The following is a 15,881-nucleotide window of genomic DNA, read 5'->3' as shown; positions in this document are numbered from 1 at the left end:
TCCCGTGACCAGCACAAAAGCAAAAAATGAGGTAGTACATGGCTGACCAAACCTGGCACATTTTGGCCATCATCATATACATGTTGACGATGCTAGCCATCGGATACTGGAGCTACCGCCAGACCAACCAATACGAGGATTATGTACTGGCAGGCCGTGGACTCAACCCATTTGTAGCTGCAATGTCGGCTGGCGCGTCAGACATGTCAGGGTGGTTGCTTATGGGGTTACCAGGCGCACTTTTCGTAACTGGAATGAGTGAACTTTGGATCGCCATCGGCTTAATTATCGGAGCATGGGCAAACTGGAAATGGGTTGCGCCTCGCCTTCGCGCCTATAGTGAAATTGCTGATGATTCAATCACTCTCCCGTCTTTCTTCGAAAATCGCCTCAAGGACGATTCTCGGCTACTGCGGCTGGTCAGCTCCGTCGTTATAGTCATCTTTTTCATATTTTATGTCTCATCCGGAATGGTAGCCGGTGGGCATTATTTTGAGTCAGCGTTCGGTGGTCAATACATTGACGGGATGCTCATCGTAGCGTTCATCACGGTGGCTTACACATTCATCGGTGGCTTCCTGGCGGTTTCTTACACCGACGCGGTGCAAGGAATGATTATGTTTTGTTCGTTGATTATCGTCCCTGCCATGGCGCTGATCGCTTTAGACTCACCAGCCTCGATTTGGACGTGGGCGCCATCGCACGACTACGGGCCGTACACTTCGGGAGTGGGAAACCCGACTTATTTCTCGCTCGTTAGCGGAATCCCGCTACTCGTGATTATTAGTAATCTGGCTTGGGGATTAGGTTATTTTGGTCAGCCACATATCATTATTAGATTTATGGCGTTACGTTCGCCAGCCGACGCCAGTTTTGGGCGGCTTGTAGGAATCAGCTGGATGACGATATCAATTGCTGGCGCCGCTTTCGTTGCGATTGTGGGCACAGCTTACTTTGGCCAAAATCCAGGCTTCGACATCGTCGACAAGCAAAACTATGAAACCATCTTCCTCGATATGGGTCGGCTACTGTTCCACCCTCTGATTGGAGGGTTGATTCTCACCGCCGTGCTCGCAGCGATCATGTCAACCATTTCCTCTCAACTTCTAGTTACATCCACTTCCCTGATTGAAGACATCTTCAAAGTGTTCAAGAAAGACCACCCCAGCGAATCAGTGATGATCAATCTCTCCCGAACAGCAGTCGTGCTAGTCGCAATTATTGCCGGAGTATTATCAATCAACCCCTCAGATTCAATCCTGGGGCTGGTAGGTTTCGCCTGGGCCGGGTTCGGCGCAGCTTTCGGTCCACTTGTGCTCTTTATGCTCTATTGGCGACGACTCAACACCGCCGGGGCACTCGCAGGAATGATCACCGGCGCAGTGGTTGTATTTGCGTGGGGCTCCTCCAGATTAGGAGACTCGTTATACGAAATGGTGCCCGGAGTAATCGCAGCTACGTTAACTATCGTCATCGTTTCCTTAAGCACTAAACCACCCAGCGTTGAAATCACCGAGACCTTCAATCGGGCTGTGGAACGAGAACAACACGAACTTTTCTAACACCATGGAACCAAAATGCTTGTCGCATGAGTCTAATTGAGTATGCGACAAGCTTTTTCCTTTCACACGATTCTGGGCATGCTGATTTGTGCCACGTTGATCCTCATAATTTTAGAACTACCACCTGGTGGACGACTCTCCCCTAATCTGGCCGAAATTCCTCAGATTGGGCAACGCAGTACCGTCATTGGTTATGACAGAAAGCTATTTGGCAATGGCTGGGCGTATAATCCCAAAACCTCTTGCTCCACCCGGCAGGACGTATTGCGCAATCAGCTAACTACCGTTGGGGATTTTGACGGCTGCGACTCGATTGTGGCAGGCATTTGCCCGTATTCCAACACTAAGATAAGCAGCGATCCAGGTTCTGTGCCGGGAGACCCCATTGAGGTGGATCATATTTTTCCGCTTTCAGCCGCCTGGGACATGGGGGCATTTGCGTGGTCTGAGGAAACCCGGATTGCCTTTGCAAACGACCCCCTAAATCTGGTTGCGGTTTCCGCGAAACAGAACCAGAGTAAATCTGACTTATTGCCGTCAGATTGGTTGCCTCCAGTACAAAGCAACCGGTGCTGGTATGTGAATCGGGTAACAGAGGTCGCTGCGAAGTACGGCCTGTTCCTAAGTACAGAGGATGTAACGATTATGCGAAAGCAATGCCTTTTCCGATAGGGTATTGCCGTTATGTTTATTCCAGATTGGAAGGTTGGGTTTTCCCGTGGGTTCTCTCATTGTTTTGCTGCATGTGTTGACTGCGGTGTTGTTTCTGGGGCCGGTAACTATTGCCGTGTCAATGTTTCAGGTTCAGGCTCTTAAAGCGCATGGTGGAGATGAATCCGCTCGTGGCGCTGCATCAGTGCTGTATAGGGTGACTCAGACGTACGGCATGTTGTCGTTGTTGGTGCCGTTGCTTGGCTTCGCTGTGATGTTTACCGGTGATTTTTGGTCTGATGGCAGGTTCCACGCATCGATTGCGTTATCTGTTGTTGCGTGGGCATTGCTGTTGTTTGTTATTTCCCCAAAGCAGCGCGAGATGATGTCGGCTTTGGGTTTGTTGCCTGCCGACGAGCAAACGGATGAAGTCCAGATTGGGGATTGGGCAAAGGCTAAAGCCCGGTTGTCGATGTTCGGTGGCATTTTCTCCTTGCTGTGGGTGGTTACGTTTATTTTGATGATGTTGCCGCGCTTTATTGGCTAAATGCGGCTATGGCCCATTCGCGTGCTGACTTTTGATTTGTGGGGTGTTGGTTGTAGCGAATGGGTTCATCCGGTCGCAATTGGAATCCTTTGCGGCCGGTTGTTGTGTCACGTGTGATTCTGCCGTTTTTGTGTTGATTGGGGTTGTCGTCGTTTCGGGCGTTGTGGGGTCGGCACAGCGGAGCAAGATTGTCTAGGACGGTTGGTCCGCCATTTGACCAGGCAGTGATATGGTGCATGTCGCAGTTGGCTGCGGGACGGGCACAGTCAGGGTGGGTGCATACGGGGTTCTCGATGGTGGCGTGAAAACGTTGGAGCCATGTTGCGTGACGACTTTGCTTTTCGACGCCGGGTTGGCGTTGTATCCGGTAGGTTGCAGTTGGTTGAGCAACCCCATGGGTATCTAGGGCGTAGGCGATCACGTATCCGTAGGGGGCAAGTCTGTTGTTGAGAATGGATTCTAGTTTTTCCTGACAACCATTCGTCGTGGTTACGGTCCCGTCCTCGTGTAGAATTTCACCGTTATTGAGCGCGTAGAGAAATGCCGGTTGGTAGAGCATGCCTTCCTTTTTCGAACCGCTAAAGCATTGCTCAAAAGCCATGGCAAGTGCTTCATCGTAGGCAAGTTTTGGTTGATTGCGTCTTATATTCTGAGCTCTTGCGTGCAATGCAATGTGGATATGCCGGATGAGCGGGAATGGAAGTTTAGCGTGTAGATGCCCCATTCCGTCTTGATCGGGGTGATTGGAACAACCGAGGGTAGATTTGCGGCGCTTGCTGTGCCCACGATTAAGTTGTTTCAGCCGCATGGTGATAGTTGTTTTTAGTTCTTGGGTGCTCAGCGTTCCAGCTGCCCTAATGAACTCTTCCCGCAGTTTGAGCTTATTTGTTAGCGGGTTAGAGCATTTGTTAACACCAGTGGCTATTAACTCAAGTTGTTTAATTGACAACCCTAGACTGCGCGCTAGTTTGCGGTGGTATATGTGACTAAATTGAATAGCTAGCCAGTTCAACCGCTCTATCTCTTTAACTGTCATCCGCAAGTCATTGGCGAGTTGTTCATGCGGTGTTTTGGATGCATGAATAGCTACCATCAAGTCAACGCCGTGGCACTGCAGTTGCTTGAACGAATCTAAAATCGCCTTCATAGTTTTACTTGTATCATTTTCTTCCGTGACGGCGAATTTTTGCGCAAATTAGTGCAGTCAAAAATGTGGAATTTTCGCAATTTGCTGGGAAAACCACGATAGATCTTCAGCTACTTTTGGTGGGTTGTGGATAACTTTCTTACATGAACGCTTTTTCATCAGTGGTTCATTAGTACTTCACGTAGGGCCTCCACAATGGAAAGGGAAGGAATTCTCAACCCATAGAAAGGAGGTGGTGCTACCGTGACTACTCTTGCAACGCAAAACCGGCGCCTACGTGGGCACGTCGAAAAGCTTGTTGCGTTGATTGCAATCGCAGCGGTTTTGTACTTCCCGACTAGCCTGAGCATCGAAGCCAGATTGACGCTCGCGGTATTCATCGGAGCTATCTTCCTTTGGGTTTTTAGCACTATCCCGGACACGTATGTTGCTCTCGCCGCTGCGAGCCTGCTTGCAGTTCTTGGAATTTTATCGGCGGAGGACTTTTTCGAACCGCTAGGGCATGACACCACCTGGTTACTCATCGGCGCCTTCATCATCGCAACGGCAGTAACCTCCAGCGGTCTAGCTCTACGAGTCACATCTTGGTTAAGCGTTGGTATAACTAGTCCGCGCACTCTTGTGCACCTGGTTAGCCTTGCTTTGGTGTGTACCGCCTTTATGGTGCCTGCAACATCGGGTCGCGCGGCGCTGGTGCTGCCTGTTTTCCTTGCCTTGGTTCCTATTTTGGAATCACAACACCGGTGGCTGCTTGTTACGTTATCCATCGCTATGCCCAGTGTGGTTTTACTTTCAGCGGTCGCCAGCTTCATTGGCGCTGGTGCCCACCTGATTACTGATCAGATTCTTTCCGAGCAAGATTTAGGTTCGATTGGCTTTAGCGCGTGGATGCTTTACGGTTTACCGTTCGCCGTGGTGTCCAGTCATGTGAGTGCCGAGGTTATTTTGCTTCTTACTTCCACGAAAGGGCAGCGACAGCAACGACTTCAGATTGGGGCGCAGGATTTCCCTGACACAACATCTAATCTGGGCGAAAAGCGTTCACTAGCGGTTTTGTTCATTGCTGTGGCGTTATGGTTTACGGAATCGATTCATTCCATTCCGCCTGCTTTGGTTGCGGTGGTCTGTGCGTTACTGATAGCCTCGCCGTCTTTTGGTGCGGTTGACCTTAATCAGGCGATTAAGAAGATTCCATGGTCGTTGCTTTTGTTCATGACTGCAACAGTTGCTTTGTCGGAGGCGTTATCAGAATCTGGCGCCGCTGAGGCTATGGCATCTGGGGTGTTTTCATTGGTCGGTGGTAGCAATGCGGCGTGGATGTTTATCGCTATTGTTATCGCGCTATCCACTGCGGCTCATCTGTTTATTCAATCGAGGTCCGCACGAAGCGCTGTGTTGATTCCTATTGTTATTGCGTTGGCACCTGCGTGCGGGGTTAACCCGGTGGCTGCGGCGTTTTTATCGACGGCTGCGGCTGGTTTTTGCCACACGTTGCCATCCTCAGCTAAACCGCTCACCATCTTTTATTGCGAGGACCAGTCTCGCCCTAGTTTCACCAACGCGCAATTGATGCGTATCTCTGCGACGCTGGCACCTATCCACATGATTTTGTTAGCTATTTTTTCCACTGTTATTTGGCCCGCGTTGGGTCTTCATCTCTTCCAATAGAAAAGGATTTCTATCATGACTATGTATCTTCCAGAACGAATTCTTGTTGCACCTTCCGGTTTCAAAGAGTCCCTGTCCGCGGTAGAAGTGGCCGATGCTATAGCGTCAGGTATCCGCAGGGTGTTGCCTGGGGTTAGGGTTGATTCTTTCCCGGTGCCAGATGGTGGCGAAGGGACCTTAGATATCCTTGCTACTCATCCAGGTACGAGGGTGCACCAGATTGAGGTTACTGGCCCGGTTGGCGCCAAGGTTAAAGCGAAGTGGCTTGAGTTTGTTGATCGCAAAGTAGCAGTCATGGAAATGGCGCAGGCTGCTGGTTTATCGTTGGTTCCGCATAATTTACGGTCGCCGGGGTCGACCACTACGTTTGGTGTGGGTGAAATTCTGGCCGACATTTTGGACTCTGGAATTTCTACGATCGTGGTTGGTTGTGGTGATTCTGGCACTTCCGATGGCGGGGCGGGTGCGTTGATGGCGTTGGGGGCTCGTATCCTTGATGCTGACGGCAATGCGATCAGATTAGGTGGCGATGCGCTTGTCGACGCTCATAGTATCGACACCAGCGAACTCCACCCTGGATTGGCTACCGCATCCATCACGCTTGCTTGCAATATTCACAATGTTCTAACTGGTCCCAAAGGTGTAGCCGAGGTTTTCGGCCCGCAAAAGGGGGCAACTAGTCAGCAGGTGCGGCATTTGGGCGCTGCGTTGGATCATTGGGCGGATTTGCTGGAAGAAACATTCAAACCAGAACGTGATTTGCGTGGCCCAGGTTCTGGTGCGTCAGGTGGTTTAGGCGCTGGACTTATGGCGGTGGGCGCGTCGGCACGCAACCGTTTCGATGTTTTGCTTGGCGAGTTACCAAGCGCAGCCAATGAGGATCTTTCATCATTGATCGCCGCTGCCGATCTGGTAATCACCGCAGAGGGAGCAATTGATTTTCAAACTCCGCATGGTAAAGTACCTGCGGAAATCGCCCGTCGGGCGCAACGTACTGGGGTGCCAGTTCTTGGCATTGCAGGTTCACTTGGAAAGGGCGCTCCCCGGGTTCATGATGTGGGAATCGCAGCGATCCAGTCAATCATGACTGTACCTATGGCACTTGAGGATGCAGTACGTGACGGTCGGGAATTGCTTGTCGACGCCACCGAGCGCGCTGTTCGAATGCTTCAACTCGGGAGTGTTCTTGCTTCGCGCAGCGAAGACAAGGTGCGTCGTAAATGGTTGGATCCCCAAGCAGCCTAATTCGTGATAGTTTTAACCTAACCTAATCTGGAGTATCGACTATGTTATGTACAGCAAAACGGTTTGCCCCGTTGGCGGGTATCTTGGCGTTGATGTTTTTTGTCGCTCTCGCCGGGCAGGCCCTTTCCAACACCCAATCGCCACCCCAGATTGGTCCCGCCACCGCAGCGATTGAATTGCCTGATGCCGCGCCGTCTGATGTTGACCCAGTTGTCGACATTACCCCTGAGCCTGTTGCAGAACCAGAGGCAACTGTTCCAAATGTAGCACCCGTACAACCGGTTGCTCCGGTGATCCCGCCAGCACCAATAATTGACCTCCATCAACCCATCCCTATCCCGGTCCAACCGGAAATTGTGATTCCACAGGCACCGCTTGATTACGAGGATTTGGATGATGTTCTCGGTGGCTTCGAGTTCGATGATTAGCACTGCATATGATCTCCGCTACAACGTTTTCTTCCATTCGGGTTCGTATCGTCGCCTGGATCTTGCTGGTTGTATTTACTGCCTTGGCGTCAGTTTTGTATTTAACTGACGCCGTACGGCGCGGTGAAATTCACACACATGCAAACACCACAGTGGAACAGGAAATCGCTGAGTTTTCAGCCTTCGTCACGGAATCGCCCCGGAGCTTTAATAACTCCCGGGAACTGGTTGAAGCCTATCTTGGTCAAGAAATTCCGATGGATCAGCAGCTACTCATCGGTCAGATTGGCGACCAAGTGGTGCGACAGCAAATCTCCACACCATACAAACCAGCCGACAAGGCTGCCTTGTTACATGAGATTTTCACCTCACATGCAAACTCAGGAATTTTCAATGGCATACATTGGGGCCGGGTGGAACTGACATCGCCAAATTCGGAAAAGCCAGATTATTTTGCTACGGCGATTGACACAAAAGTCTCCTACAGCCATTTGAGTAATCAAACGAAAAATCTGTCTGTGATGGGTGCTGTCGTTATGGCATTGGCAGTAATTATCGCCTGGTTGATTTCCAATCAGATCATTATCCCCATCAGAAGTTTGCGAGACGTCGCTAGCCAGATTAGTGATTCATCGTTGACCTCGCGGGTTCCGATAACAGGCGATGACGAAATTGCCGACCTCGCTAGGACGTTCAATCACATGCTGGATCGTATCGATTCTGCATACCAGATTCAGCGTCAATTTATTGATGATGCTGGGCACGAACTGCGCACCCCAATTACAGTTATTCGGGGAAATTTAGAGTTATTGGAAACAGCAACGCCCCAACAACGTGCCCGCAGTATAGATTTGTGCACTGGTGAACTTGATCGTATGACCCGAATGGTCAATGACCTACTCACTTTGGCGATCGCGGATGCTGATGGACCGAAGTTCTTGCATCTAACGCAATGCGATTTGTCGGAACTGATGATCGACATTGAGGATAAGGCTGAGATTGTCTCTGACGGACGCGCACATGTGACGAAGATTGCGGAAGGGGTAGTGATTCTTGATGCGCAACGAATAACGGAGGCGGTGCTTGAGCTTACCCGAAATGCGGTGAAGTACACGCCAGATGGCTCGCCCATCCTTATTGAGTCCAGTCGTGAGGGCAATCAGATTAGTATCAGCGTGCGCGACTTTGGACCCGGCGTCGACCCTAAGGTGCAGCAGAACTTATTTAGTCGCTTCACGAGGGGACAAAAAACCCAATCTGACCAGGTTCCTAAAAAGGGGGCTGGCCTGGGATTGTCGATTGTTAGGGTCATTGCGGAGGCACATGGCGGTCACGCTTGGGTAAAATCTGAACCGGGTTTGGGTGCTACGTTCGGGTTCAGTTTCCCTGCGGTGACGTAAGCGCCCATGGAAAGGAGTAAGTACCGTGAGCCGTATATTGATCGCAGAGGATGACACCGGGATCGCTGAATTTATCGCCCGCGGATTGGAGTCTGCGGGTTATTGTTGCGATGTCGTTGATTCCGGCCCCGTTGCTTTTGGCATGGCGCGATCGGGTGCGTATCAGCTGATGATTCTCGACTTGGGTCTTCCCGACATGGATGGCACTGATATTTTGGAGCAGCTGCGTGCCTTAGGCGCGACGTTACCTATCATTGTGCTTACTGCCCGAACGGGCTTAGAAGACCGGATTCGTACTCTTGAAGGCGGCGCGAATGATTACATGCCGAAGCCGTTCCAGTTTGCGGAGCTTTTAGCGCGTGTGCGGCTGCGGCTGTCTGATACTTCCACGGAGTCTGCTCAATCTACCACCCAGTTAGAGCATTCCGGTATGGTGCTAGATTTGCGAGCGCATCGGGTGCTTGTCGACGACAAATGGCGCGATTTGTCACGGCGTGAACTTGGATTACTGGAAACGTTGATGCGACACCCTGGCCAGATTCTGTCCCGAGCCCAGTTACTGAGCCAAGTGTGGGGTATGGATTTTGACCCAGGATCGAATGTTGTTGATGTGTATATTCGAAGCCTTCGTAAAAAAATTGGCCAAGACAAAGTGGAAACCGTGCGTGGATCAGGTTACCGACTACGGTAGCTTGGCTAACAGTGCGATGATCGCGGTAACTACCGATACGATGATCGGGATCAAGGCCAACAGCGCGAGCCACTTCAGATTGGTTGCTTCAACGATTTCGTCGGATTCGGGTGTAAAAGAATAAACGTGATTAATCACCCATTCCCGCAATGTGTCTGTTCGACAATGATGCGCACGTTCATGTCCGGTATACGATGCATTGATCCCAATGACTTTTCCTTCATAAAACACCGGTCCGCCTGAATCCCCGGGGAGGGTGACAGCCGGGATATCGTTTTCCACGATAAAGAAATAGCCTCTGTTATAGGCATCAATTCGGTAGGTGTTTTTGATCGTCGTGTGTGCACTATGCAGAATCTCACCAGTCCCATTGCCCCAGCCATAGACTTCTCCCCTGCTTTCTGCCCCAGGCATCGTGTCGGCCAATTCCGCATATCCGTCCAGATTTAGGCCTGAAGGAACCCTAATCAGGGCAACATCGCTGTGCGGTGCAATATAGTGCATATCCCCCGTATAGGTGGGGCCGGTGTACGTATTACCTATCGTTATGGAGTAGATTTGTCCCGTTTCCTGATTGGTGCAATGGGCTGCAGTTAAGACCCAATGTCGTGCAACAGCAACTCCGGTACAGAATCTGTTGCCGCTAATAATCCGAGCAACCGTTCGGCCTTGTGGATCGTCATCGGGGACTATTTGGCCACCTGCCAGCGCTAATGCGGGGTGAATAAGGCTGCATGCCTGGGTGACGGCGATTACCACGGCAGCTACCTGGCAGGACATTCGGCGTTTCATGGGACCATGCTCCAAACTATAAGCACATTCACTAAGCTTAATTTAAGCTTTTGCTGCATTATGCCACAGTTTTTGCACAGATAATTAATCCCGAAAAACCTGTTTAAATATAAAATTGCCCCCTAGGCATCATACACATTGCAGATAAACCCAGAGGGCATTTTTTAAATTCTCAAGATAAATTAATCTCGCCAGCGCCGACCGCCCCGGTCGCCGCTTCGATTCCGGCCGCGACCGCCTCTATCCCGGTCCCGATCCCGGTAACCGCCAGATGAACGTCCACCGCGGCCGCCGCGATCCATAGACGCACCGGAGGTGTCTTTCTCCATATGGATTAACTGACCTGAAATCCGAGTATCCCGCAAGTTATCGAAAACAGACCGAGGAAGATCCTTAGGCAGCTCGACCAACGTGTGATCGACCGCAATGACAATCCGGCCGAAGTCCTTGTTAGACAATCCGCCTTCATTGGCGAGTGCACCTACGATCGCACCAGGCCGAACATGCTGCCGCTTACCCACAGCAAGCCGATAGACTGCCATATCCTTATTACTGCGTTCAAAGCGCTCACGACCACGATCCCGCTCGCCACGTCCACGTCCACGACGATCATCCCGGTCATCAAAGCGGTCACGGCGGTCACGTCGTTCCCGACGTTTCTCCGGTGGCGGCTCCTTCATTAAGAACTCGTCGCCTGCTCGGGCCTGCGTTGCCAAGGCGGCAGCGATATCCTCCAGGGGAACATCATGCTCTTCGGAATACGCTTTGATTAGGCTCCGGAAAATTGCGACCTGCGAATCTTCCAATGACTCGGTGATGGAATCAGCGAATTTTGCTTTGCGCGATTCATTGACTTCGTCAACGGTAGGTAGTTCCATCTCCTCCAACGGCGCATTGGTGGCGCGTTCGATATTGCGCAGGAACCGCCGTTCACGAGGGGTAACAAATAAGATTGCTTCTCCGCTACGACCAGCCCGCCCGGTGCGCCCAATACGGTGGACGTATGATTCGGTATCGGACGGAATATCGTAGTTTAAAACGTGCGAAATCCGTTCCACGTCAAGACCGCGAGCAGCGACATCGGTGGCAACCAGAATATCTAGGCGACCATCTTTAAGCTGGTCAACAGTGCGTTCACGCTGTTGCTGCGCAATATCGCCGTTGATAGCGGCCGCAGAGAAACCACGAGCCCGCAGCTTTTCCGCAAGTTCTTCGGTTTCGTGCTTGGTACGCACAAACATAATCATCGCCTCAAACTCGGTAACCTCAAGAATTCGAGTCAAAGCATCAAGCTTATTACGGTGCGCCACATTCAGGAAGCGCTGCGTGATGTTGGTATTGGTTCGAGTTTCGGATTTCACCTGAATCTCATGCGGCTCATTCATGTAGTCCCGCGAGATTCGCCGAATGCTGTTAGGCATCGTCGCTGAGAAGAGCGCCACCTGTTTATCGTCTGGGGTATCCTCCAGAATACGCTCGACATCTTCCTGGAAGCCCATGTTGAGCATCTCATCGGCTTCGTCGAGTACCAAAAAGCGTAATTCGGAGATATCTAAGGAGCCCTTCTCCAAATGGTCAATGACACGGCCTGGGGTTCCCACCACGATCTGTGCTCCGCGCCGCAAACCGGATAGCTGAATGCCATATGCCTGTCCACCATATATCGGCAAGACGGAAATATTGCCCAAATGGTCGGCAAAGGATTGGAACGAGTCCGCTACCTGGAGTGCCAATTCACGCGTAGGCGCCAAGACTAACGCCTGCGGATGCCGCACATCGGCGTCGATAAGCGAAAGAATTGGCAACGCGAATGCGGCCGTTTTACCAGTACCGGTTTGAGCCAAGCCCAAAACGTCGTGCCCTTCGAGCAGGACTGGGATTGTCTGTGCCTGAATGGGTGATGGAGTTTCAAACCCGACCTTTTTAATGGCCTTCAGCACAGGCTTAGGCAAACCTAGATCTTTAAATCGTGGGCCCTGTGGGACGTCATCCGACCCGTCAGCTACGGAGTCACCCTCTGAGTCACTCTCTTTGTTTTCTTCAATATCTGCCTCAGTTTTAGCAGAGCCGGTGCCCTCAGAATTATCCGCAACCCTGGCGTCATCGTGGCTAGTAACCGGTTCAGAGGTGGTTACGCCGTGGACGTCCTGCGAAGTTTCCTGAGATTCCGACACAATATTCTCATCCAGCTCAACTGCGCCGCTGGTAGCGTCATCGGTAATACTCATTGCCCGTCAACGTTACGCTATTACTAGGCTAAACAGCGAATTTAGTGACGCACATCCTAATCAGCTCGCGGGCAGTTGTATGACACGTAGCGCCAAAGCATCATTTCCAGATTAGAGGGCGAGAATTCCGATCAGCATAGTGGCAACAACCAGCAGCGGAATAACAACGGTTACCATCGCAACATCCTTGTAGCTTTGCCGGTGAGTCATTCCACACACAATGAGCATGGTAAGGATCGCACCATTATGTGGCAGTGAATCAAACGAAACCGATGCCATGGCTGTGATTCGGTGCATTACCTCAAGATCGATTCCCTGATTGATCGCCATTTCTTTGAGTTCTTCACCGAATGCAGCAAGGGTGATGGACAACCCGCCTGAGGATGATCCGGTTATGCCTGAAATGACCGCTGCGGAAACTGTCGAGACCACAAGCGCGTTATCGAAGGTGCCGAAGATTCCTTCCCGAACTGCCGCGAACGCCGCCAGCGATGCAACCACCGCCCCATATCCAACTTCACTGGCAGTGGTAAAGGCGGGCAGCACTGCGTTTTTTGCGCCTTCTGAAAGGTCGGCGAATAGTTCTTTGATCATTCCAAGCCGCATGATGAAGATGAGAATAATTGCTGTGACCAGACCAACCACCACCGACCACACGCCAATGACTGCGTCTAAGTTCACAGCTCCGAATTTTTCCTCAGCTAGGTAGGAGAAATCCATCTTGTTAGCAATGACGTACACAAACAGGTAGTTCATTACAATGACTACTGCAATCGGTAGCAGTCCTAGTAGCCCGTTTATCGCAACATTTCCGCCAGTTTTCGGGTGGTGAACAGCGGTTTCCGACACCCCTTCCATGTCGATCCCATCCTTATGGAACACGATTTCGGCTGGAGTTTCATCAACTGTGCCCTCCGGGAGGAAATCTTCGCCTGCTTTTTGTAATTGGCGAATCCGAAATTCCAACCACATCATTCCAAGCCCGAACATCAAGATTGCAGCTATCAGGCCGATGGCGGGTGCCGCATAGCTTGTGGTTCCGAAATATCGGGTGGGAATGACGTTGTGTACCTGTGGCGATCCGGGTAGCGCTGCGAGTGCGAAAGTGATGGTGCCTAAACCCAATGCTCCGGGCATGAGCCGTTTAGGGATATGTGCTTCGCGGAACAGCTCAATCGCGATTGGGACGATGGTAAATGCTACCACCCATGCGGAAACACCACCGTATGTTAGTAAAGCCGTTGCCAGCACCGTCGATAGCATGGCGTGTTTGGGGCCAAAGAGCCGAGAGATTCCCTTAGCCAGGTCGGTTGCCAACCCGGAAGCTGTCATAAGTTTTCCAAATATTGCACCGGCAAGAAATAGCGGGAAGAAACTCACGATAAATTTCCCTAGCGCTGGCATAAAAATTTGGGTATACGACGCCAATAAAGGTGCTCCGGAAAAAATTGCGGCAACCAAGGCCGCAATCGGTGCCACCACGACAACCGAGTGCCCGCGATATGCCAATCCCATCAGCACGATCAATGAAAGCACAATGCCGATCAACGCGACAACCACAATCGCTCCTTCCTATAAGGTAATACGCACCACAGATTACTGTGGCAACAGTCACAAATAATAGTAGGAGTGGTGTGAGTAATATACGCTTTTCGACGATCTGCCCCACACAAGTTCTCAATGGGGGCACCCAGTTGGCGTCGACAAGCGAATTATTGCCGAACCCAGGTTTCGCGAGCAGTAAGCCACAATCCAGCAGAGAGGAATAACACGACCGAGGTTCCAGCAAACGCTACCGCAAAACCCCATAATTGCACCGCAAAACCAATAAGCAATGGACCCATAATCGCCCCTAAATCGCCCGCCATTTGATAGGCCGCGAGGGGTTTACCACCATTACGATCGGCACCAACAATGTCCGCTAGCAATGCTTGAATCGCCGGGTTATACATTCCAGAACCAATGCCCGCCAAAATCGCAAAAGTCACCATCAATACCAGATTGTCACTTAACCCAAACACCGAGGTAAACACTGCACTGACCAACAGTCCACCAATGATCGGCTTCTTCCGCCCCACCCTATCGGTCAGCCGTCCAGAAAACTGTAATGTCACGGCGTTACCTAGCGCATACGCACTTAATACCACCCCAGCCACAACCCCAGGCTTGTCGACGGTCGCAGCAATAAAAAGCGGTACAATCGCAACTCGAACCCCAAAATTAACCCAACCATTAGCAAAGGCGCTAACAAGCATCGTCCGATAGGTGCGATCCGACCAGGCTTCTGAAAACCCAAAAACCTCCCGGCCGTCGCCAAGCGACGGGGCCCCAATCGTCACTGGCATTCGCAACCACACGACCGCAGCCGCTATCGCTAAAAATCCCCCGTAAATTACAAATGGCCAGCGGAAACCCAATACGGATAGAAACGAGCCGAACGCTGGCCCCAACACCGAACCCAACAGGAAACCAGAGGCATAAGCACTTGAACAACGCCCCCTAATCTGGGCCGGGGCAAGCTTAACAATAAGCCCCATGGCAGAAACGGTAAACATGGTAGAGCCAAAACCAGCTAACCCGCGTAATACAACGATGTGCCAATAGCTTTGCGCCAGCGCAACCAAGGCAGTAGTTACCGCGACCACCAATAGTCCGGTGATATACACCCACCGCGCCCCCAGCCGGTCGACGAGCTTTCCTGACATTGGTGCGAAAATTAGTCGACTAAAGCCGAAAATGGAGATGACCGCGCTGGCGGCGGCAACCCCAACCCCAAAGCTGATAACAAACTGCGGCAGAATAGGGGAAATAAACCCGTAACCTAAGGCAATAAAAAATGCCGCGACAACCAGGATCCAGATTTCACCGGGAATCTTAATTTTTTCCACCACGCCTGTTTAGCCTAGGCCCAAGCAGGCGCTCCGGCTAGTTGAAAATTACAATCTACAAACTTTTTAGAACAAATTTTCTAAAAATCCCCTTCGGTGTTCGTTTTGTAGGTTACGCTACAACCATGATTACTTCACATGTGAAAAACCCCAGCCGACACATTCAACCAATAAATCCTACGACAGTTTCCGAACACATCCGCACACATTGTGCTGATACCATCGACAGGATTCGCATGGTCATAGCACATCCGCGCTCACTGGCCCGCCCCACCCCACTATGGCGACCACCAACGGTTCGCCTACCGGCAGTTTCATCAGAAAAACACTTGAATGCAACTTTTACTAGACATCGAATAGGACCACACGTACAGCAACAACTACGTATTTATGGCGAAACCCAACCAGCAGCATACCTAGTCACAGTTCGGATCTCGTCCCCTAACGGCAACAACATTAACCCCGCTGTTTCCGAAGCATGGTTGCGCACCATTGTTGGTGAAGATCGTGCTTATTGCGTCCACGAAATCACTGGCGAGCCTACCGCAACTTTTGTATGGCTGGTTGATGGCAGATTCCGACCACTGCCATCACCGGCTTCATTGTTCAGTAATGCAGACCAGGCAGCCTGATG

At 51.3% G+C, this 15,881-nt stretch carries 14 protein-coding genes; 9 read left to right on the top strand and 5 right to left on the bottom strand.

Annotated features, from left to right (window positions below; translation table 11 throughout):
- Window positions 1–38 precede the first annotated feature (38 nt).
- From putP to CMUST_RS06095, 3 genes are all read left to right on the top strand, one after another.
- The gene (gene putP, locus CMUST_RS06105; RefSeq protein ID WP_047261765.1) at window positions 39–1,562 is read left to right on the top strand and encodes a sodium/proline symporter PutP; all 1,524 of its coding nucleotides are present in this window, start codon (window positions 39–41) and stop codon (window positions 1,560–1,562) included.
- Between the two features lie 78 nt (window positions 1,563–1,640).
- On the top strand, window positions 1,641–2,234 hold the full coding sequence (locus CMUST_RS06100; protein ID WP_236690171.1) for an HNH endonuclease family protein: 594 nt from the start codon (window positions 1,641–1,643) through the stop codon (window positions 2,232–2,234).
- 46 nt (window positions 2,235–2,280) lie between these two features.
- Window positions 2,281–2,760, top strand: coding sequence for a hypothetical protein (locus tag CMUST_RS06095; RefSeq protein ID WP_047261763.1), 480 nt, complete (start codon window positions 2,281–2,283; stop codon window positions 2,758–2,760).
- Here CMUST_RS06095 and CMUST_RS06090 read toward each other — a convergent pair.
- Window positions 2,750–3,907: an HNH endonuclease signature motif containing protein gene (locus CMUST_RS06090; protein WP_047261762.1), complete on the bottom strand. Its 1,158-nt coding sequence runs from the start codon at window positions 3,905–3,907 to the stop codon at window positions 2,750–2,752. The two genes, CMUST_RS06095 and CMUST_RS06090, sit on opposite strands and share 11 nt — an antisense overlap.
- Window positions 3,908–4,150: 243 nt before the next feature.
- On the opposite strand from CMUST_RS06090, the gene CMUST_RS06085 reads away from it, so the two are divergent.
- The 5 genes from CMUST_RS06085 to CMUST_RS06065 are packed head-to-tail and all read left to right on the top strand — an operon-like array spanning window position 4,151 to window position 9,339.
- Window positions 4,151–5,575 carry an SLC13 family permease gene (locus CMUST_RS06085; protein ID WP_083987433.1) on the top strand — a complete coding sequence of 475 codons (1,425 nt, stop codon included), beginning with the start codon at window positions 4,151–4,153 and terminating at the stop codon, window positions 5,573–5,575.
- Window positions 5,576–5,590: 15 nt separating this feature from the next.
- On the top strand, window positions 5,591–6,820 hold the full coding sequence (locus CMUST_RS06080) for a glycerate kinase family protein (RefSeq protein WP_047261761.1): 1,230 nt from the start codon (window positions 5,591–5,593) through the stop codon (window positions 6,818–6,820).
- A gap of 41 nt (window positions 6,821–6,861) precedes the next feature.
- Window positions 6,862–7,248 carry a hypothetical protein gene (locus CMUST_RS06075; protein ID WP_047261760.1) on the top strand — a complete coding sequence of 129 codons (387 nt, stop codon included), beginning with the start codon at window positions 6,862–6,864 and terminating at the stop codon, window positions 7,246–7,248.
- An 8-nt stretch (window positions 7,249–7,256) separates the two neighbouring features.
- The gene (locus CMUST_RS06070) at window positions 7,257–8,648 is read left to right on the top strand and encodes a sensor histidine kinase (RefSeq protein WP_047261759.1); all 1,392 of its coding nucleotides are present in this window, start codon (window positions 7,257–7,259) and stop codon (window positions 8,646–8,648) included.
- Window positions 8,649–8,673: 25 nt separating this feature from the next.
- A complete protein-coding gene (locus CMUST_RS06065; RefSeq protein WP_047261758.1) occupies window positions 8,674–9,339 on the top strand; it encodes a response regulator transcription factor in 666 nt (221 codons plus the stop codon).
- Here the strand turns inward: CMUST_RS06065 and CMUST_RS06060 are convergent.
- The 4 genes from CMUST_RS06060 to CMUST_RS06045 form a co-directional block, all read right to left on the bottom strand.
- A complete protein-coding gene (locus tag CMUST_RS06060) occupies window positions 9,331–10,131 on the bottom strand; it encodes a S1 family peptidase (RefSeq protein WP_047261757.1) in 801 nt (266 codons plus the stop codon). The two genes, CMUST_RS06065 and CMUST_RS06060, sit on opposite strands and share 9 nt — an antisense overlap.
- A gap of 182 nt (window positions 10,132–10,313) precedes the next feature.
- Complete coding sequence (locus CMUST_RS06055) at window positions 10,314–12,359, bottom strand: DEAD/DEAH box helicase (RefSeq protein WP_047261756.1); 2,046 nt, start codon at window positions 12,357–12,359, stop codon at window positions 10,314–10,316.
- 111 nt (window positions 12,360–12,470) lie between these two features.
- The gene (locus CMUST_RS06050) at window positions 12,471–13,919 is read right to left on the bottom strand and encodes a GntP family permease (RefSeq protein WP_047261755.1); all 1,449 of its coding nucleotides are present in this window, start codon (window positions 13,917–13,919) and stop codon (window positions 12,471–12,473) included.
- 152 nt (window positions 13,920–14,071) lie between these two features.
- Entirely contained in the window at window positions 14,072–15,250 is a 1,179-nt protein-coding gene (locus tag CMUST_RS06045) for an MFS transporter (protein ID WP_047261754.1), read from the bottom strand.
- A gap of 122 nt (window positions 15,251–15,372) precedes the next feature.
- Here CMUST_RS06045 and CMUST_RS06040 point away from each other — a divergent pair, with 122 nt between their 5' ends.
- Window positions 15,373–15,879: a hypothetical protein gene (locus CMUST_RS06040; protein ID WP_047261753.1), complete on the top strand. Its 507-nt coding sequence runs from the start codon at window positions 15,373–15,375 to the stop codon at window positions 15,877–15,879.
- The last annotated feature ends 2 nt before the right edge of the window (window positions 15,880–15,881 follow it).

The sequence above is a fragment of the Corynebacterium mustelae genome, from assembly GCF_001020985.1.
In the GTDB taxonomy this organism is placed as follows: Bacteria; Actinomycetota; Actinomycetes; order Mycobacteriales; family Mycobacteriaceae; genus Corynebacterium; species Corynebacterium mustelae.
This window is presented reverse-complemented; position numbering and strand designations above follow the sequence as displayed.

Coding starts and splice junctions, on each gene's coding strand:
- putP (WP_047261765.1), top strand. CDS start 39: ATGGCTGACCAAACCTGGCACATTTTGGCCATCATCATATACATGTTG.
- CMUST_RS06100 (WP_236690171.1), top strand. CDS start 1,641: ATGCTGATTTGTGCCACGTTGATCCTCATAATTTTAGAACTACCACCT.
- CMUST_RS06090 (WP_047261762.1), bottom strand. CDS start 3,907: ATGAAGGCGATTTTAGATTCGTTCAAGCAACTGCAGTGCCACGGCGTT.
- CMUST_RS06080 (WP_047261761.1), top strand. CDS start 5,591: ATGACTATGTATCTTCCAGAACGAATTCTTGTTGCACCTTCCGGTTTC.
- CMUST_RS06075 (WP_047261760.1), top strand. CDS start 6,862: ATGTTATGTACAGCAAAACGGTTTGCCCCGTTGGCGGGTATCTTGGCG.
- CMUST_RS06070 (WP_047261759.1), top strand. CDS start 7,257: ATGATCTCCGCTACAACGTTTTCTTCCATTCGGGTTCGTATCGTCGCC.
- CMUST_RS06060 (WP_047261757.1), bottom strand. CDS start 10,131: ATGAAACGCCGAATGTCCTGCCAGGTAGCTGCCGTGGTAATCGCCGTC.
- CMUST_RS06055 (WP_047261756.1), bottom strand. CDS start 12,359: ATGAGTATTACCGATGACGCTACCAGCGGCGCAGTTGAGCTGGATGAG.
- CMUST_RS06040 (WP_047261753.1), top strand. CDS start 15,373: ATGATTACTTCACATGTGAAAAACCCCAGCCGACACATTCAACCAATA.